Raw genomic sequence first — 19,861 nt, forward strand, 5'->3', positions numbered from 1 at the left:
TGGAGGAATGCCACCTAAAGCTCACTTAGAATCCCACCTGACGGCAGAGGAACTCAAAATTCGCTACCGGCAGGCACAAAACACCACAGAGTCGCGCCGCTGGCACTTGCTGCTGTTAGTGTCCCGAAATTGGACTATCAAACAAGCAGCCCAAGTTGTAGGCCTCAACTACGACTACGCCAAAGAAATTGTCCAGCGCTACAACCGAGAAGGGCCTAACTCTGTGAGAAATCGCAGCGGAGACCGCCAGCCCCCTCCTGCAAAATCCTTGCTGAATCCTGAACAGCAAGAAGAACTGCGACAAGCGCTGCAAGGCCCTGCCCCCGACGGCGGAGACTGGACAGGCCCCAAAGTCGCTCGCTGGATTGCCGAAAAGATTGGTAGCGATCATGTCTGGCCCCAACGCGGCTGGGATTACCTCAAGCGGTTGGGTGCTGACTGGCGACGGCGGCGCAGAAAGTAGATAGTTCGCAATATTTAGAGGGGGTTGATTGCTTTGGTGCGATCGCTCCCTTTATTTTGGTTATTTTGCCACATTGGCGCGATCAAAACCATTTTAGATTTTAGATTTTAGATTTATTCTTCAATCTAAAATCTAAAATCTAAAATCTAAAACCCTTTGACTGATGTAACAATAGCTGCTTATATTGAATGTGGTGGTGTTGAGGATGTTAAATATGCGAGATATTAGGTGTTTTTTGTCGATCGCCAACAAGATGGCGGCAGTAGTAGCCGGCATTGGACTGGTTCAGATGTTAACCATCGCAAGTTCATTCTCTCAATCATCTAACCCACGTTCCCTCGACGAACTCTACAAAATTCGCGATGGGCTGATCACCGAATTAGAACAACCCTCATCTCCCTCCCCAGAACCAACCATCCTTTCCGGCTTAGTTCCCTTCGCAGCTAATCCTCAAGAACAACTGCTACAGCAGTTGCAAGCGGTGGAAGCTCAAATATTAGTAGAACAGAGGGCTAACGACAACTTACAGCAAGCAGTCCGTTTAGCCAACAGAGCCGTAGAAACTAAACGGCAGCCAAATAAGTCGATCGAATCTTCGCAGCAAACTCAATTTTTCTGGCATCAGGCGCTCAACAACTTGCAGGAAGTTCCTCAAAATTCATTTTTAGCTTCCGTCACTGCCTCAAAAACTCAAGAATACCGGGAAAATTTAACAGCAGCAACCTTTCAACTGCAGCAAGCAAAATCTGATGTTTTGGGTGCGCTTGCCCGAGAAAGCGGTTTGTCGGCTCAAGCTTCGATCGGTATTTGCAACCTTTCTAGAGAATGCGTAAACCTCCGGGGCGATGTACCTCCTGTCAGTCCAGCCAGCTTAATTAAACTGCCGATTGCTGTCGCCCTGATGCAAAAAGTCGATAAAGAAAAAATTAGTCTGAACCAGGAAGTATTAGTCACTCGCGGTAATTTCACAGAAGACGCATCGGCAAAGATTAGGTCTAATCGCAATTACCCGCTACAGATACTGTTAGAAGAAATGATCTATCGCAGCAGCAATATCGCCACCAATCAACTAATCGATTATTTAGGTTCGGATTACATCAATCAATATTTAGATAATAGCGGCTACGAAGTCACCCGCGTCAACTTCAAGTTGATGGGGGAAAGAATTATGCCCTCCAACCCCGGTTCGGGTCGCAACCGCGTGACTGCTAACGAACTCACCGAAATGATGGTGCAAATTTACAACGGTGAAACACCCGGTGCTAAACTGTTAATAGAAACTCTTAACCGCCAGTACGATCACGCTCTGGGATTTGCTGCCTTGCAAGGAACTAAAGCTCAGTGGTTGGGGGAAAAAACTGGTCAAAATTCCTGGGTACTCGGCACAACTTTAGCGATGAGCATTGACGACGAGGCCTATGTGATTACGGTGATTGACAGCCGCAGCGGCGAGCTACAAATGCGCCAGTCTATTTCTAAAATTGCAGATTACATGGTACAAAACCCCAGCTTTTAACTCAATTGGCGTAAGTCCCACACCGTAACTGTACCCGGTTCGGTGTTGGGATATAAGCAAAACAAAAATATAGAAAGAGTTGGCATATAGAGTTGATTTGAGTTAATATATAGATGGTTGCGACCCACTCACTCGGCTGTAATAACACAACGGTCATAGTGGCAGTAATATGCTTACCGGGAAACTGCGAGAGAAAGGAGGAAAAGGCAGACCGCTGGTTAGTATGATATGCCCTGCTGTAAAAAATAACCCATGTTTGTTGTACGAAAAGAGTTTTTGGTCTTAGGAAATAGGACTTCTGCGTGGGTTCCCTAGGAGGGGATAAAGGGCGTAAAAGCCCAGAGATGCTGTGTAAGACTCCGCTCGTCTTTGATGACGAATATTCAGCAATGAATATCCCCAATAGAGCGACAGCAAACGAGACACGAAGCCCGAATTATAACGGTACTCCGTTGAGTTTGGGTATTTCACCCGCTGGAATATACAATTTATAGCGGGGGACAACGCACCGCCCAAACAGTTAAAAAATGTCGCATCAACAACTCAGTGTTTCCGTCAAAGGCAAAGGATTTCCTATTCTCTGCTTGCACGGTCATCCAGGTTCCGGCGATTGTATGTCCGTCTTCACAGAACACTTATCAAAACGCTTCCAGACGATCGCCCCAGACTTGCGCGGCTACGGCAACAGTCGCACCTCAACTTTCTTTGAAATGACCGATCATCTGGTGGATTTAGAAGCACTATTAGACAGATTAGGAGTTGATCGGTGTTTGGTGATCGGATGGTCCTTGGGAGGCATTTTAGCCCTGGAATTAGCCATGAAATATCCCCAGCGAGTCACCGGTTTGATTCTCCTTGCATCTGCAGCCAAGCCACGAGGAAGCCACCCTCCCATCTCTTGGCAAGATAACCTTTACACCGGTTTAGCGGGAATTATCAATTGGGCCCTACCCGGTTGGCAGTGGAATATTGATACTTTTGCTAGGCGATCGCTCTTTCGCTACTTGATACAGCAGCATAACGCCACCCCTTACCGCTACTTAGCACAGGCAGGTACTCCCGCCTACCTCAAGACTTCCAACACTGCCACCAAGGCGTTAAATACCGCTCTGAGGGCTGGATACGATCGACTGCTGCACCTTGACGACATTCAATGTCCCAGCTTGGTGTTGGCCGGAGAGGGCGATCGGCACATCACCTCAGCATCCAGTTTAGAAACCGTCCGCCACCTCCAGGATTGTCAGTGGCAGTGCTATCCCAATACAGCCCACTTGTTCCCTTGGGAAATTCCCGATCGGGTACTCGCAGACATTGATCGCTGGATTGAGAGTCACCCCGAAGCAGTTGGCAATTGCGAGTGTTGAGTTTTGAGTTTGTCACAAGCAATTTATTACCCAACACTCAAGAGTTTTGAAGTTACAACAACTCACAACTCAAAACCGCACAGCGTTGCGAGGGAAGCGTAGCCATCTCAAAACTCAAAATTCCCCCAGCTTCTACTGACCGCTCAAAACCGGCCACAGCCCTCCATCACCAAGCTTTCCCAAATCTTCTGCAACAGTTAAAGTAAGTGGTTTGCAGCGGTGAATCGAAACACTAACACCTTCTGCCCCTTCATTTTCTATGTCTTCTACATATCCTGCTTTTGCAGCTTCCGCCTCTCCATCGGTTAAGAACGGGCCAAAATAGTAAATGCACCGCGGCGCTGAAGTTTTAACTTCAACCCACCAAGCCAATCCGAAAAAGTTGAGCAAGCTAATCAAGAATTCTTTCATGTGCTTTTCTAATGTATTTGACGGTGTTTTCAGGGTGCTGCGAACACGCCTAGGCTTTTGTTATTTACACGTGGCTGACTGCTGCCAAGAACCGATCCAAAACTATTTAAAGGTGATATTTAAATAGATGGGTGTCGAATTCCTGTTTGAACCTAGGGGCAAGGCCCCTTCTATTTTTGCCTGAACAAGTAACGACAGTCGATCGGCTATCCTTACTTGTTCAGGGTGTGGTGCCACTCCATTCTGGATGGCATTCACAATAAACTACTCTGTTGTACTCTTTTTTTCAAGCACCTTTACGAACCGTGTACATGAAACTTTTTGGGCCCACGCTGGCGGTAAATTTCGTATAAAGCCATCCCCGTTGCTACCGAGACATTCAGGCTAGGAGTATGGCCTCTTAAAGGAATTGAAACTAATCCGTCACATCCCCGCTGTATCAAAAGGCTCAAACCGTCAGCTTCACCACCCACCACTAAAACAGTGGGCCCGGAGAACTTAACTGTCTCTATCGATTGACCGACGCCTGCTGCAGTGCCATAAATCCAGAATCCAGCCTCTTTGAGTTCTTCCAGCGCCCGGTTAAGATTGACAACCCTCGCCACGGGAAGGCTTTCCAATGCCCCTGCTGCTACTTTTCTCACTGCCGAGGTAATCCCAACAGCCCGCCGCTGTGGAATCACCATGCCCTGAGATCCCAATGCTTCTGCGGTGCGAATAATCGCCCCTAGATTGTGCGGGTCGTTGAGTCCTTCGGCTACCACAATTACTGGATCTTCGCAAGCCGACTTAGCCTTTGCGATCAGTTCGCTCAAATCCAGGTATTCGTAGGCTGATACTTGAGCAGCTACGCCTTGGTGGTTTGCTTTGCGCGTGATGTAGTCGAGGCGCAAATCGTCAACTTCATCAATGATGCTGCCGTTGGCCTTGGCTTCGGTTAGCAAGCTATGAAAGCGAGGATCGTAGCGCAGGTGGGGAACAACCCAGATCCGGTTGAGGACTTGGTTTGTTTCTAAAGCTGCTTGCACCGCATGGCGGCCGTAAATCATGTCGTCTGTGTCTGCGTCTGGTTGCACGACTGTATTTGAGGCAGTGTCAACAGGGCGAGTGTCTCTGTCTTTGTCTCTGTCTCTGAAATGGTTGCCCCGGAATTCCTGCGGGATCTTGTCTTTGTCTCTGTCTTTGTAATAATTGCCCCTGGATTCCTGCGGGCTGCTGTCTCTGTCTCTGTCTCGGAAATTATTGCGGGCTGGCTGCGGGCTGCTGTCTCTGTCTCTGTCTCGGAAATTATTGCGAGTCGGCTGCGGGCTGCTATCTCTGTCTCTGTCTCGGAAATTGTTGCGGGTCGGCTGCGGGCTGCTGCTATCTCTGTCTTGGTAATAATTGCTCCGGGATTCCTGCGGGCTGCTGTCTCTGTCCTTAAAATGATTATTTCTGCGAATTTCCGGTTGGCCCTCGGCATCGACTCTCCGTTTGAAAATTGCTCTCACGGGCATTTCTCGCGATTGCGGGGCAAAGGTCGATCGCTTTTGAGGCGCATCTACTCCGCGAGTGTCGGGACGGGGCTTGCGTTCAAACCGAGGAGAGGATGGTTGTGAGTCCTGACGGCGGCCTTCGCTTTTGAATGGCTTGCTGTCGGAATTGGATCGCGAAAAGTTGGGTTTGGTAAATTTTCTCATTGGTTTATTGTGCTCAAAACGTTTTGGCTGAAGGCTAATCGATTGTAGATTGTAGATGTGAGATTCTTGATTGAGGGAGCAATCTTGGGGATTTGAGATTTTAGATAGTCTAGCGAGGGAGCAAGGATTTTGCTGTGTTCAAATTGCTAGTTAATAACTGATAAATCCTGTTTTGCCATCGAAATTTTTGCGGTTTTATGTTAGCCGTGCAAGCATGGTTAATTAATCCCTCCCCATTCCCAACTCTTTGCTAAATCCTTTAAGTCTCAAGATCTAAAAGTGCCAGAAGTTCGGTCAATCTTTCGGGATCGGTGAGATACAGATATCCGACCAAGGTTTCTAAGCTGCTGGCTTGTTGGTATATCTCTGGATCTGCTCGCTTAGAACGGCCCGCTGCAGCATTGCGGCCGCGCTTGACAATTGCTAATTCTGTACTGTTCAAGTAAGGAGAGATCGATCGCAAATGACGCGCTTGAGTTTCGGCTCGTACTTGCCCCACCACTAATTCGTGATAAGCTTGCAATCTTCTGGGTGGCACTAAGTACGAACTCCGAACGTAGAGTTCGTACACTGCATCTCCCAAATATGCCCAGGCTGCGGGCGAAATTCTTTCTATTTCTGCTGGTGTAGCCCTCGCAGGATGCACTCGATTTAAACTGATATCCGTCAGACTCAGTTTGAGTCCGTCATCTGCGATCGGCGACATACTTTTTTAAATAAAACTTCCGCACAGCTTGGTTTTTCTAGTCACTTACTTATTTCGTCTTTCGTTACTTCAGCAATTATAGCTTTCACAGGAGTGTTCGCTGTCCGATCGCGAAGCGAGATATATAGGCAAAGCTTGGCGTGACGATCGCACTCCTAAAAAAGGCTTTTTACCAGATCGGGATGCTCTAATTTTTATACCATTTTTTCGCGTGTTTGCCACACATATTTTACTGCCCATCCACCGAAACTCTAAGCATCGGGGAAATAGCGGCTGGCGCGTGTCGCAGCTTCTGGGAAATCAGTATTATTTTACCCGCAAAAAAATAAAAATTTGCTATCCAGCGTTGAGAACCGGATAGCTAATTTAATCCACTTTGGCGTCAAGCATCCTTGACGTTTTTTACCGCCTCATCAACCGAAGGCTGCAAAGACAAAAATTTCTCTAAGCGAACCAGTTTAACAGTCTGAGTTACGCGGGGATTTGAGACAATTTGCAATGTCCCCTCCAAGGTCTGGGCTTTTTTGACAAGTTGCACAAGTGCGCCCAAGCCTGAACTATCCACAAAGTCTATCTGAGACAAGTCCAAAATTACGTGTTTTGGGCCGTCGTCAATACATTTGCTTATTACCTTCCGAAAAGTGGCCTCAGAAAAAGCGTCCAGCAGGCCCGTCAGGCGAAATAACTGACAGTTATTCCTGACTTCGCGAGTGCCTCTGAGGCTAACGGTCAGGGTCAATGACTCAGAAATGACACCCTCCTAGCTAGATATGGCTTAAAGTCGAGGCTTCATTATAGGAGTTTTTTGGTTTTTTGTCTACAGTTTTTTAGTTATGAGTCATTAGTCATTAGTCATTAGTCAGAAGCGATCGACACAAACAGCCTCTGATGACTACTGACTAATGACTGCTGAGTGCTGACTACTTACTGCTGGCTACTTTATGATTGTCTCGCATTGACTGCACGAATCGATCGAATAAATAGTCGGCGTCGTGCGGGCCCGGACTGGCTTCTGGGTGGTACTGCACTGAGAACAGTGGCAGAGTTTTATGCTTCAATCCGGCTACGGTGCGATCGTTCAAATTGAGATGAGTAATCTCTACTTCGGGGGCTAGGGAATCGGGGTCGATCGCAAAACCATGATTTTGGCTAGTAATTTCTATTTGCTCAGTTAAACCCGCTGGATGATTCAATCCCCGATGGCCGAACTTAAGTTTAAAAGTTTCTGCACCCAAGGAAAGTCCCAAAATTTGGTGTCCCATGCAGATGCCGAATACGGGTTTGTCCGACTTTAATAAAGCTTTCGCAGTCGCTATCCCTTCCGTTACCGCCGCCGGATCTCCAGGGCCGTTGGACAGAAAAATGCCGTCCGGGTTGTATTTGAGAATTTCCTCCGGCGACGTGTCAGCGGGGACAACGATGACCCGACACCCGTAACTCGCCAGACGCCGCAGGATGTTGCGCTTGATCCCAAAGTCTAGCGCTACCACAGTCCACATTTTGCCGTTAGCAGGTTTGACTGTAGGACTGAACTCCCAAACCGAGTCCGTGGCTTCAGACCACTCGTAAACCTCGCGAGTGGTGACTTCCTGGACTAGATTCAGCCCGTCCATGCTGGGGGCGTCTTGCACTAGCTCCAAAAGCTCTGCCTGGTCGAGAATCGTGGTCGAAATGCCACCGTTGATCGCTCCCACCGTGCGAATTTTGCGAGTCAGGGCGCGGGTGTCGATCCCGTAAATTCCGGGGATATCGTACTGTTTCAGATAGTCTTGCAGAGATTGCGAGCAGCGCCAGTTACTGGGGCGGCTGCATACGTTCCGGGCAATCGCACCCCGAATTTGCGGGCGCGAGGATTCTTCGTCTTCGAGATTTACCCCGGTATTGCCCAATTCTGGATAAGTAAAAGTTACAATTTGACCGCAATAGCTGGGATCGGTCAATACTTCTTGGTAGCCCGTCATTCCCGTATTAAATACTACCTCGCCAACGACGGTGGCGTCAGCGCCAAACGACCAGCCGCGGTAAGCAGTACCGTCAGCCAGGACTAGGAGAGCGGGTTGTGCAGTTGAAAGTGACATGGCATCCTTAATTACTTTCGTTTGGTTTCATTCTTACCACTGCCAGGGATTTGATGCTAGTCGGCAATATACAGATATTATTTTAATTTGTGCAAGGCTTCGGAAAAGCAAGGCACTTATGCCGCAGGTAATCAAAAAGCAGCAATACAGCAGTTCTCAATCTTGGTGAGGTATGCCCTATGCCCTATGCCCTATGTCCTATGCCTTATGCCCTATGCCCTATGCCCTATGCCCGCTTATAAAGCGTGTACCTCATGTTACTGAGAAAGGCTATAAGTGCGTGCAAATTTTCCATCTCCCCCGCGCCAGCAATTTATCTGCAAGCAGCTTATGAGGCGGGCGGAAATTCTATATCTATACCAAAAGGCAGTTGTCGCTGTTACGATCGAGCTACAGCGTTTAACGAAACTATGGCTAGTAAATCACCCTTGCCTTTACTCTCAAACTCAAAAAAGCCTCTACCGATCCCTCAAAACCTGCGCCAACCTTTACTGGTTTTAGCAGGGGTTATTTCTCTGAGCAGTTCAATTTTAGTAGGGAGTGTTGCCAACTCGTCGCCAGCAGTGGCTCAAGAAAGTGAGGGATGCTTCATGCGGAGCTCGTCAGGCCGAACCGTCAACCTCAGCCAATCAGTCTGCGGTTTTCTCCCCAAAGAATTGACTCCCCCCACTTCGGCGGCGGCAAAGTCGGGAGTGTTTCAGGCAAAAATCAAACGCCGAGAGGCTAATATCCCCGTCATAGAAGTCACGTTTAACGGCAAACAAAAGTTCGAGATGATGGTAGATTCTGGAGCTAGTGGCACAGTAATTACACCAGCAATGGCTAAATCCTTGGGCGTTGTTCTCCAGGGAACAGTGCAAGCACAAACTCCCAACGGAGTGGCTACTTTTCCCCTCGGTCGCCTGAGCTCTATGGAAGCAGGTGGTCTAGCTGTTAACAATGTAGTTGTCGCAGTCTCGCCATCCCTAGATATCGGACTGTTGGGTCACGACTTTTTTGGTAATAAAGATGTGACTATTAAGCAAGATGTCATTGAATTTCGATCGCGCTCTTAACAAGAACGGAGGAGGGAAAGGGAAGAAGTAAAGAAAAATGGAAAATTAAATAATTTTTCTTGTGGGTTAGTTAAAACAAAAAATTCCTTCTTCCTTCTTCCTTCTTCCTTCTTCCATCCGTTACATCCGTTGCAAAATCCGTTGCCGAACTTCCTTCTTCCTTCTTCCTTCCGTTACATCCGTTGCAAAATCCGTTGCCGAACTTCCTTCTTCCTTCATTTCAAAAACTCAATCAACTGCTGCAACTTCAACCAAGATTCGCCGCTCAATAAAATCTCCTTAGCCAGAGAAACTCCTGCTGCGTGAGAACCCATAGGAATTGCACCTCCCACCTGAAAAGCTAAAGACGCATTCAAAGCTACAACATCCATTTGCGCGCGCGTACCTTTCCCTTGCAAAATGTTCCGCAAAATCTCGGCGTTTTCCTCAACATTTCCGCCTTTTAACGAGCCGATCGCACTTGGTGTCAATCCTACCTTTTCCGGGTCTAAAGTAGTGAGTTCCACTTTGCCATCAGACAAAACCGCCAAATCAGTCACATCACCCAAACCCGCCTCGTCCAATTTTTCTCTGCCGTGAACGACTAAAGCTAACTCAGTCCCCAACTCGCCCAAAGCTTGAGCAATAGTTGATACCAGACTAGGATCGAACACCCCGATTATCTGCCCTGTAGGGCGCATAGGATTGACAAGGGGCCCTAATAGGTTAAAAATAGTCCGCACCTTCAAGGTTCGCCGGAGCTGCGCTACAGCCTGAAGTGCGGGATGCCACCCAGGGGCAAATAAAAAGGTGATGCCCACAGAGTCTACCGCAGATCTTACGTTCGCGGGATCGGCGTTGAGGTTGACTCCGAGTGCTTCCAACACGTCAGCAGAACCCACTTTGCTCGATGCGGAGCGATTTCCGTGTTTCGCGACTCGAACTTTGCCGGCGGCGGCCACAAAAGCTACAGCAGTGGAAATGTTAAACGTGGAAGCGCCGTCGCCACCTGTGCCGCAAGTATCAATTAATTTGAGATTGGAGATTGAGGATTTGGGATTGAAAATGCTCTCTGATTCACCTGCAAGCGACTGAGAATGCAATACCTGAGCCATTCCTGCCAATTCTTGGGCTGAGATGCCTTTGGCTTGGATAGCCGCTAAAATGGCTCCTGAGAGGACGGGGGGAATAGCTTCGGCTAGCCATCCCTGCATCAAGTCGGCTGCTTGGGTGCGTGAGAGAGATTGTCTGTCTAATAGTTGTTGCAGGAGGGCTGGCCACACAGGAGAATCCGGCGTCTGGGTTGAAGCAGGGGATAACTCTGGCGTTGCTAGTAGAGGAGAATTTGTCATTTATTAGTTTTTAGTCAAATTTAGCTTGATCGAGCTTTGTGGCCAAACCGAGAATCGATCGGGATTTTACCAGACTTGCCGACCACATTTTGCGCGATCGGGCCCCGATTTTTGCTCAAATGCCAGCACCGCTACAGAATTTTTCCGCCCGCAGTAGCAGAATATGAATTTTTTGATACAACAATTACCCTATTGTTGTGCCAACTTTACATAGAAACCCCAAATCGTACAACTGCTAGCAGTCTGCTGTATTATCTATCAGCAATAATACTTAACACTAACTCAGAGCAGCCAAAGACCGATAAAAGTTTCCGACAGGAGTTCTGGAGACCAAAAAATTTTAGACATTAGGGAGCCCAAGATTCATCTGTGGAGTCAATTCTTTAATCTAAAATCTCAAATCTCAAATCGATTGACAGCAAGGACAGCGAGCGTTTAGCTCTTGCAGGCGGGTTTGTGGCATTGGGTAAGAGTCGATCGCCGTACTCTCACCCAAATCCTAAAAATAGGATCTTGCGGTTGTAGAAGTCGCTGCCTTTTATTGTAAGAACATCCTTGCTACTAAATTATTTCAGGGTATTCAACTGCTAATATATTCAGGGAGATTTCAAGGAGCGGGTTTTGCTCGAACACCTGCACCGCAAGCCGATCGATGTGCCAATGCGATCGTGACAGCCAGTGAAGCATCAAATAAATACGGGATTAGCTAAACTTTCCGCAACTATCACTAATAACTAACAGTCCAGTAGGACAGATGAATAAACACACTCGTCTCCGGCTGCGATACACCATCTTTCAGCCTAAATAACGGCTCAAATTTAACAGGCGGTAGACCAAAAATATTCAACTCACACACAAGAGCAGGGTATTCACAAGTGGGAAATCAAAAATTAGGAAATAAAGCGATAGAATGCCTGAATGTCGCGGAGGCACTGCACCAAATGGAAGCAAAATATTATAGTATGTTTGAAAATGCTGTGTCGGGTATTTTTCAAACAACCCAATCCGGTCGCTACATCAGCGCTAACCCAGCTTTGGCTCGCATCTACGGATATAATTCCGCCGAAGAATTAATGGGCTGTCTGACTGATATCAGCGATCAGCTTTACGTCAATCCCGATCGGCGCGATCAGTTTGTTTCTGCTTTGCAAGAACAGGGCATCGTATCGGATTTTGAGTCGCAGATTTATCGGCGGGACGGAACAATAATTTGGATCGCTGAGAATGCGCGCGCTGTCTGCGATGAAGCAGGAAAATTGCTCTACTACGAAGGTTTTGTAGAAGATATTACCCAGCGAAAGCAAGCAGAATCTGCACTTCGAGAAAGCGAAGAACGCCTGCGCTTAATAATTGAAGGCGTTAAGGATTACGCTATATTCATGTTAGATCCTGAGGGGTATGTAGCTAGCTGGAATTCTGGTGCAGAACGCATTTTGGGATACAGATCTCATGAAATAGTCGGCAATAATTCGGAGTGTTTTTTCACTAAAGAAGATCTTGAAATCGGCAAGCACGAAGAAAAATTAATCCTGGCGGTGGCAGAAGGTCGATACGAAAATGAAGGCTGGCGGCTTCGCAAAGACGGATCGCGATTTTGGGCGAATATTATTGTTACTCCTTTGCGCGATGAAAGGGGAAAGTTGCAGGGCTTTTCTCAAGTAATGCAGGATATTACTGAGCAAAAGCGGGCGGCTGAGGAAAAGATGCAGTTGATTGCTTCTTTGCAGGCGTCGGAAAAAAAGTTTCGCACTTTGTACGAATCGACGACTGATGCGGTAATGCTGCTAGATGAAGAGGGTTTTTTGGATTGCAATCCGGCTACTTTAAATTTATTTGGATGCAGCACTGAGTCGGAGTTTTGCGGCAAGCATCCTTCGGAGTTCAGCCCGCCGTTGCAACCGGATGGACAAGATTCTAGGAGTCTTTCTCAAGAGCGAATTAATACGGCTCTGCGATCGGGAAATTGCCGTTTTGACTGGCGGCACCGTCGTTTGGATGGTTCTGAGTTTCCGGCGGAAGTGCTGCTAACTTCTATGGATATCGGCGGCAAAATTGGGCTGCAAGGCGTGGTGCGCGATATCACTTATCGGGTGCAGGCTGAGGAAGCCCTGAAGCAGGCTAATGAGGTATTGGAATGCCGGGTTAAAGAGCGGACAAGTCAGTTGGAAGAGGCTATTAAAAAGTTAAGTTTATCGGAAGAAAAGTTTTCTAAGGCTTTTCGATCGAGCCCAGATCCGATGATTATTACTACTTTTGCTGAGGGTCGTTTTATTGAAGTTAATGATAGTTTTCTGTCGATGACTGGTTACGATTTAGAAGAAACGACCTGGAATACAGTACCGGGGTTAAATATTTGGGTAAGGCCTGAAGACAGACTTAATTTTAGGCGAAGTTTGCACGAACAAGGTGTTGTTCGCAATCAGGAATGCGAGTTTCGGATGAAGTCGGGATCGGTGGTGGTATGTTTGCTGTCAGCAGAGTTGATTAATTTGGACGGCGAACTCTGTATGCTGGCCGTGATGACGGATATTACCGATCGCAAACACGCCGAAGAAGCCCTACGGGAAAGCCAGCGGGCCTTGGCGACGCTGATGAGCAATTTGCCGGGAATGGCCTACCGTTTTCGCAACGATGCCGATCGCAGTATGGAGTTTGTCAGCGAAGGTTGCTATCAGTTAGCCGGCTATTCTCCTGAAGAATTTATCGGCACTCGGCAAGTTTCTATATCGGAATTGACTCACCCCGACGATCGTGAGAATTTGTGGAATGCCGTGCAAGTTGCTTTGCAAGAAAATCGACCCTATCAGCTAAATTACCGAATTACTGCTAAAAATGGCGAATTAAAATGGGTTTGGGAGCAAGGTTTGGGAGTATTTTCCGACTCGGGAGAATTGATAGCTTTGGAAGGGTTAATTACTGACATTTCCGAGCAGAAACGCAGTGAAGAAGCTTTGCGGCGATCACAAACAGAGTTAACCCAACAAAAACTTCAACTTGAAAATACTTTGCACGAATTGCAGCAAACTCAAGCTCAATTGATTCACACTGAAAAAATGTCTACTCTCGGTCAAATGGTAGCCGGTGTTGCTCACGAAATTAACAATCCCGTTAGCAGCGTTTGCGGCAATCTCGTTCACGTTGGCCACTACACGGAAGATTTGCTGAATTTGCTCGATATGTACCAGCAGCACTGCCCGCAGCCGCCAGCAGCAATTCAAAATAAAATTAAGGATATCGAATTAGAGTTTCTGCTAGAAGATTTGCCGAAAGCGATGTCTTCGATGCAGGTTGGGGCCGATCGCATTCGGGAAATCGTGCGATCGCTCAGAAATTTCTCCCGCAAAGATGATTCTCAAATGAGCAAAGTTAACCTGCACGAAGGGATTGAAGGAACGTTGCTGATCCTGCAAAGCCGCCTGAAAGCCAGAGGCAACTATCCCGAAATTGCAGTAATTAAGGACTATGGAAATTTGCCTTTGGTTGAGTGTTATGCTGGAAAAATCAATCAGGTATTTATGAATTTGATCGGAAATGCGATCGACGCGATCGAGGAATACAACGAAGGGCGTTCAGTTGCCGAAGTCAAAGCTAACCGCAGCAAGATTAAAATTAGGACAGAAGTCCAAAACTCCCATGCTGTAATTAGGATTTCTGACAACGGCCCCGGTATGCCAGAAGAAGTTTCCCAGCAGTTATTCGAGGCTTTTTTTACCACCAAACCCGCCGACAAAGGCACCGGTTTAGGCCTGTCAATTTCCTACAAAGTTGTCCAAGAACACGGTGGCAAACTTAGCTGCGTTTCCGCACTCGGCCACGGAGCCGAGTTTATCATAGAATTGCCGATCGAACAACCGTAGTCAGCATTTATTAGTCATTAGTCATTAGTCATTAGTTATTGGTTATTTATGACTGTTGACTGTTGACTGTTGACTGTTGACTGATGACGCTTGATCGCTAACCAATGACTAATGACTAATAACAACTGACAAGTGCCAACTGCCAACTAACAACTACCAACTGCCAACTACCAACTAACTACTGACACCTTTCCCAATAAATTCGAGCCACCTTATCCCTCGGATTTTGCCCCAAACAATCCGCCAAAAGTCCCGCAGCTTCCCTAAAATTATTCATATTGTACAAAGACAAAGCCTCAGTAAATAGTTGCAGAGTCGCTAACTTCCCCGCTTTAACTTCGGGGAAATCTGCATCGAAAACTTCATAAACAGTCACCCATTCAGACTTACCCTTAACCTGAACTTTATCAATTACCCTAATTCCATAATCAGCAGGATTTGTCAAGCGATCGAAAGTCTGCTGAGTAATTAACAGCGACACCCCGTAATTCTTCGTCAAACTTTCTATCCGAGAAGCCAAATTAACCGCATCGCTAATCACAGTACCCTCCATGCGGCTTTTTCCGCCCACTATACCCAGAATCAAAGAACCAGTATTAATTCCCACCCCAATCTCAACTGGCACATAACCCACAGAAGCGCGATCTCGATTGTATTCAGCCAGAGTATGCAGCATCGCAATTCCGGCTTTCACAGCATCATCCGCCCCCTCACTAAACAAAGCCATAATTGCATCGCCAATATACTTATCAATAAACCCCTGATGTTCCACAATCAGCGGTTCCATTCGACTCAGATAAGAATTGATAAATTTGAAATTCTCTTCCGGTGTCATCTTTTCCGAGAGAGTAGTGAAATCGCGGATGTCAGAAAACAAAACTGACATTTCTAACTCCACCGCTTCTCCCAATTTAATATCAACAATACTATCACATCCCAAAAAAGCTAAAAACTCATTGGGTACAAAGCGACTTGTCGCCTCCGCAATTTCTAATTCTGCATCCAGTGAAAGTTCCAAATTGCAATTGACCTCAAAGAGATCCTCAATGAACTTTTTGCGTTCTGCCTCAGCTTCTTGGCGTTCCGTGATATCTTGAAAAGTGTTGATAGCATAAACAATATTTCCTTGTTGATCGTAGATTGGAGTAGCGAATATCTCTAAGGGAATAATCTTATCGCCTTGATGAACTTCTGCATCGTCAGCCGTAGCACTTTCCCCCTTCAAGGCGCGCACGATGGGCAAATTCTCCGTAGGATACTTTTGATTTGTCCCTGCTTGATAGAGTTGATAAACCTCTGACAATTCCTTGAAACGGGTATCCGGCAAAACTCCTTTACCCAATATCTCTTTTGCTTTCCGATTAATGTAGTAAGGTTGGCCGTCCGCATCTAGGACACCCACACCAATCGGCATTGCTTCCAAAAACTGCGTCAACCGATTTTCATCTTCGTGTAGTTTAGCAATGAGTACGGTTTGCTGGCTGTTTAACTCGGCAAACTCCTGATTTATTTGCTGGAGTTGGGCATTTTGTTGTGCGAGTTGTTGATGTTGAAGATAACTATTTAGTGCTTCTCTAACCGTCAATTTCAAGTCTTCAGCTTGCCAAGGTTTAGTAATATAACGATATAAGTTTGCAGAGTTAATAGCATTGGCGATCGCCCCAATATCTGCTTGTCCTGTCAGCATAATTTTTATAGTTTTAGGCGAAATTATATGAGCCTGTTTTAACAGCTCATCTCCCTTCATTTCAGGCATAATATGGTCGGAAATAATTAAAGGAATTTCATCCCCATCCTCTAGCAATTCTTCAATTAACTCTAATGCCTCTTGCCCACCTTCAGCAATTTCGATTATATAATCATTGCCAACAGCCTCTTGCAGTTCTGCTTTAAGACTCCTGAGTACAGTTTTTTCATCATCAACACAGATAATTACCTGTTGGCTCATAGTTTAGATAAACCAGATTTAATAGTTTCTAGTAAATCGGATTCCAACCAAGGTTTAGACAAGCAACAATGAAGGTTAGCCAGTTTTTTGGCTCGATTAATTGCTACTTCATCCGCTTGACCAGTCAGCATAATTTTAATAATATGCGGGTGTTTCTTATGAATGCGAATTAGTAGATCATCTCCCTTAATACCGGGCATCAACCAATCCGAAATAATCAGAATCACGTGGGTTTGTTCGTCAGAAAGTTCGCTGATTACATCTAAAGCCTCCTCAGCATCTTCGGCTGCTTCGTAGGTGTAGGCATTGCCAAATTCTGCTGCTAGCTGCGTCCTGAGACTGTCTAATACCATTCTCTCATCGTCAACGCACAAAATAACTGGTTTAGACATCTATTTTTTCTCCTTTTTACTTGTTATTAGTAGCAAAAGTAGTCACAGTAGTAAAGTGTATTAGTCGACCCCATCTTATCTTAAGATGTCACAAGTCCACGGCTCGCCCAATCCTCTCCCCCTCCACAGTCGCCGAAACCAAGCAATTTATATGCGTAAGCATAACGCATTGTAGTGCTGTTTTACATCCGTTTCCTGTGGAATCCAACTTATTGGCATCATAACGCTTTAACTTTTAAAATCCTCCCAGTTGGGTAGATTGCAGGTTGGGTGTAACTGACATCTTGCACCATTCTCAAGAACAGGCTTTCCGGCCTGTTCCACGAGAGATAATTTTTTTTGTGGAACAGACCGGAAAGCCTGTTCATAAAAGGTTTATTGACAATGGTGCAAGATGTGAGGTGTAACCAACTAAAACCCGACCTACTTACTGCTTTACATCGTTGGCGATATCCTTCACCTGCTTATACCAATTTAATGTGAAATTACATATATTTCGATCCCCCTTGCATCCCCCTTAATAAGGGGAGTAGGGGTTGACTTTGACCAAGCTCTTGTCCCCCCCCCTTATTAAGGGGGGTTAGGGGGGATCAGATTCTATGCAGCCCCATATAAAATTGGTATTATACACCGCTCATTGGCAGGAAAACATTAAATGTAGTTTTGTCCGGAATTGATTCGACTTCAATTTTTCCCTGATGCTTGTCAACAATCTTCTTCACAATATCTAGTCCTAATCCGCTGCCTTCTCCTGCCGGCTTAGTAGTAAAAAACGGGTCAAATATTTTCCCTTTTATCTCTTCTGGTATCCCTTTGCCGCTGTCGCTAATGCTAATCTTAGCCTGGTCATCTTGAGCCGTTAACTCAATTGTTAACGTGCCTCGATAATCCATGGCTTGCAAAGCATTGTGAATTAAATTCGTCCAAACTTGATTGAGTTCGTCCGGATAGCACAGTAGCGGCGGGATGTCGGCATAGTTTTTGATGACCTCAACTCCCTGTTTGAGTAGATTTTGATACAGGGTTAAGATTGTTTCAATACCTTCTGTGAGACTGGCTACTATTTTTTCGCCAGACTGTTCGTAGCGGGCATAATTTTTCAAGGCAAAAACTACTTTTGATGCTCTATCCGTAGCTGTGTTGATAGTAGCAATGCCTCTTTTTAATTCAGAAATCTTGTAGGCTATTTCTAGGAGATGTAAACTATCCGATCTTTGCAACAAAGGGACAAAGGTATCAATTTCATTATAAACGCCCATGATCACTAGGCGATCGGCTACGGTATCGGAACTATAAATCTCTAATTCTTCCAGTTGGCTTCTCAAAGCTCTCTTCAATTTACGTTCTTCTTTGGTTGATAAGCTTGCTTCTTGTTGGAGGGAACGCTGAAGTAAACTCAAGAAATTCTGTGCTTCTTCTGAGGAGAGAGATTGAAAAAGTGCGGGCAACTGTTCTAAAGTTTGATTCAAGAACTTAGAAACATTTCCTGCCGACGAGCGAATTGCACCCAAGGGAGTGTTGACTTCGTGCGCAACTCCTGCCACAAGTTGTCCTAAAGCTGCCATTTTTTCTGATTGAATCAATCCTTCTTGGGTGGCTTCGAGATTGATTAAAGCTTGCGATAATTCTTGGGTGCGTTCTTCTACTTTTGCTTCTAAGTTGGCATACAGTTGGGCATTTTCTATGGAGATGGCAGCTTGGGAGGCTAAGATATTTAAGACTGCCAACCGATCGGGAGTAAAGGCATTTGTAACGAGAGTATTTTCTAAGTAAAGAATGGCGATCACCTTTCCTTGATGTTGAATCGGCAGACACAAAACCGACTTGGGTTGATGCTGGATGATATAAGAGTCAGCAGCAAAGGTAGCCTCTATCGTCGCATCATTAATTACCAAAGTTTCTTGGGTGCGCGAGACATAGTTAATAATCGCGATCGGAATTTCGTTAGACTCAGCAACGGGAGTTGAGTGCAGGTTGCACGATTTACCGATCGCACATTGAGCCGCGACGAAGCAAGAATCTTTTTCTCTCAAAATCATAGCTCCTTTTTCTGCTCCCGCATTCTCAATCATCACTTGCATCAAAGTGGAGAGCAACTTATCGATGTTGATTTCTCCTGAAAGTGATTGAGATGCTTTGATTACTGTTGCCAAGTCCAGAACTTGTGAAACACCTGAACTGGTACTGGCCACAGTTTCCGTCATCATTTTGGCAAGTGTCTGACCTCTTTTTAAGCTCGTTTCAGAGTTAAAAGTAGGCGCAAGTAATTGGAGATAGCACTTTTCTAAATCTTCAACTTTTGCCTGGGCGCCCCAGCGTGCATAGGCGTAGTAAGCATCAGTTAGGTAGACTTGGGCAATTTTTTCTTTTCCCCAGGTTAAATAGAATTTGGCTGCCAGCTCATTGCTAAGTGCTTCTTCGTTAATGTACTGATTTTCTTTAGCGAGTTTAATGGCGCGATCGTAATCATCCATCGCATCCATATTTTGACCTAAAACTCGATGTCGTTCAGCCTCTACTAAATACCATTTATGCAAATAATTCATGGGAGCATTTTGCGCCCACTGATGCAGCGTGCTTTGATGGGTTTTCACCAGGGCAAGAATGGAAGCTTGCTCGGTTTCTGGCTGTGTGGGAAAAAGTGCCAGGTGGGTGAGGGCGGCATAAAAATGGAAAAGGGGAACAAAAATCGATCCCGATACTCCCATCAAATACTGTTTGACTTGGGTAATGTGGTCTAGGGCAGCCGTGTAATTGCCATAGCAGTAAGCAAGCAGCAGTTTGAAGATGCAGGCACAGGCGATCGCCGTAAATTCATTATCCTGATAGTGCTTGGGAATCATCACCGTTTCATCGTAGGCCTCGCCTATTAACAAATCCGGCCGAGTATGGGTTTCCCTCAAGTTTTGCACCGTCTGCTGAACCATATCCAAATAAATCTGAGCAGAATATTGTTTCAACTGCGCCATAACAGCCCTGTAACCTGCTATTTCTGGTTCCCAAGTGTCTAGTTCTACACCAGCGAATAAATGAGTATAAAAGCAAATATATATGTTGTAGC

General features: G+C 46.0%; 14 protein-coding genes. 5 read left to right on the forward strand and 9 right to left on the reverse strand.

Features of this window, described 5'->3' with window-relative positions; all coding sequences use genetic code 11:
* The first annotated feature begins 7 nt into the window (after positions 1-7).
* The 3 genes from QUA10_RS21415 (at position 8) to QUA10_RS21425 (ending at position 3,343) form a co-directional block, all read left to right on the forward strand.
* Positions 8-463, forward strand: coding sequence for a helix-turn-helix domain-containing protein (locus tag QUA10_RS21415; protein WP_333082743.1), 456 nt, complete (start codon positions 8-10; stop codon positions 461-463).
* A gap of 214 nt (positions 464-677) precedes the next feature.
* Positions 678-1,979 (forward strand): serine hydrolase, encoded by a 1,302-nt coding sequence (locus QUA10_RS21420; protein WP_333082742.1) that lies wholly within the window; start codon positions 678-680, stop codon positions 1,977-1,979.
* A gap of 527 nt (positions 1,980-2,506) precedes the next feature.
* Positions 2,507-3,343, forward strand: a complete 837-nt coding sequence (locus tag QUA10_RS21425; RefSeq protein ID WP_333082741.1) for an alpha/beta hydrolase — start codon at positions 2,507-2,509, stop codon at positions 3,341-3,343.
* 132 nt (positions 3,344-3,475) lie between these two features.
* On the opposite strand, the gene QUA10_RS21430 is transcribed toward QUA10_RS21425, so the two are convergent.
* The 5 genes from QUA10_RS21430 to carA all read right to left on the reverse strand — a co-directional run bounded on the left by QUA10_RS21430 (position 3,476) and on the right by carA (position 8,217).
* Positions 3,476-3,754 carry a DUF1816 domain-containing protein gene (locus QUA10_RS21430; protein ID WP_333082740.1) on the reverse strand — a complete coding sequence of 93 codons (279 nt, stop codon included), beginning with the start codon at positions 3,752-3,754 and terminating at the stop codon, positions 3,476-3,478.
* Between the two features lie 296 nt (positions 3,755-4,050).
* Positions 4,051-5,433 (reverse strand): 23S rRNA (guanosine(2251)-2'-O)-methyltransferase RlmB, encoded by a 1,383-nt coding sequence (gene rlmB / locus QUA10_RS29170; RefSeq protein WP_445243574.1) that lies wholly within the window; start codon positions 5,431-5,433, stop codon positions 4,051-4,053.
* A 259-nt stretch (positions 5,434-5,692) separates the two neighbouring features.
* Complete coding sequence (locus QUA10_RS21440) at positions 5,693-6,139, reverse strand: ribonuclease III domain-containing protein (protein ID WP_333082739.1); 447 nt, start codon at positions 6,137-6,139, stop codon at positions 5,693-5,695.
* A 382-nt stretch (positions 6,140-6,521) separates the two neighbouring features.
* Entirely contained in the window at positions 6,522-6,878 is a 357-nt protein-coding gene (locus QUA10_RS21445; RefSeq protein ID WP_333082737.1) for an STAS domain-containing protein, read from the reverse strand.
* 181 nt (positions 6,879-7,059) lie between these two features.
* Complete coding sequence (gene carA / locus QUA10_RS21450) at positions 7,060-8,217, reverse strand: glutamine-hydrolyzing carbamoyl-phosphate synthase small subunit (protein ID WP_333082736.1); 1,158 nt, start codon at positions 8,215-8,217, stop codon at positions 7,060-7,062.
* Positions 8,218-8,471: 254 nt separating this feature from the next.
* On the opposite strand from carA, the gene QUA10_RS21455 reads away from it, so the two are divergent.
* Positions 8,472-9,272, forward strand: coding sequence for a retropepsin-like aspartic protease (locus QUA10_RS21455; RefSeq protein WP_333082735.1), 801 nt, complete (start codon positions 8,472-8,474; stop codon positions 9,270-9,272).
* 215 nt (positions 9,273-9,487) lie between these two features.
* Here QUA10_RS21455 and trpD read toward each other — a convergent pair whose 3' ends face one another.
* Positions 9,488-10,603, reverse strand: coding sequence for an anthranilate phosphoribosyltransferase (gene trpD / locus QUA10_RS21460; protein ID WP_333082734.1), 1,116 nt, complete (start codon positions 10,601-10,603; stop codon positions 9,488-9,490).
* 875 nt (positions 10,604-11,478) lie between these two features.
* On the opposite strand from trpD, the gene QUA10_RS21465 reads away from it, so the two are divergent.
* Positions 11,479-14,460: a PAS domain S-box protein gene (locus QUA10_RS21465; protein WP_333082733.1), complete on the forward strand. Its 2,982-nt coding sequence runs from the start codon at positions 11,479-11,481 to the stop codon at positions 14,458-14,460.
* Positions 14,461-14,638: 178 nt separating this feature from the next.
* On the opposite strand, the gene QUA10_RS21470 is transcribed toward QUA10_RS21465, so the two are convergent.
* The 3 genes from QUA10_RS21470 to QUA10_RS21480 all read right to left on the reverse strand — a co-directional run.
* Positions 14,639-16,408, reverse strand: coding sequence for an adenylate/guanylate cyclase domain-containing protein (locus QUA10_RS21470; RefSeq protein WP_333082732.1), 1,770 nt, complete (start codon positions 16,406-16,408; stop codon positions 14,639-14,641).
* Positions 16,405-16,800 (reverse strand): response regulator, encoded by a 396-nt coding sequence (locus QUA10_RS21475; protein WP_333082731.1) that lies wholly within the window; start codon positions 16,798-16,800, stop codon positions 16,405-16,407. The genes QUA10_RS21470 and QUA10_RS21475 overlap by 4 nt, the downstream gene beginning before the upstream one ends.
* Positions 16,801-17,423: 623 nt before the next feature.
* A partial coding sequence (locus QUA10_RS21480) for an ATP-binding protein (RefSeq protein WP_333086362.1) occupies positions 17,424-19,861 on the reverse strand: 2,438 nt, incomplete at its 5' end.

Source organism: Microcoleus sp. Pol8_D6, from assembly GCF_036700965.1.
Lineage (GTDB): Bacteria > Cyanobacteriota > Cyanobacteriia > Cyanobacteriales > Microcoleaceae > Microcoleus.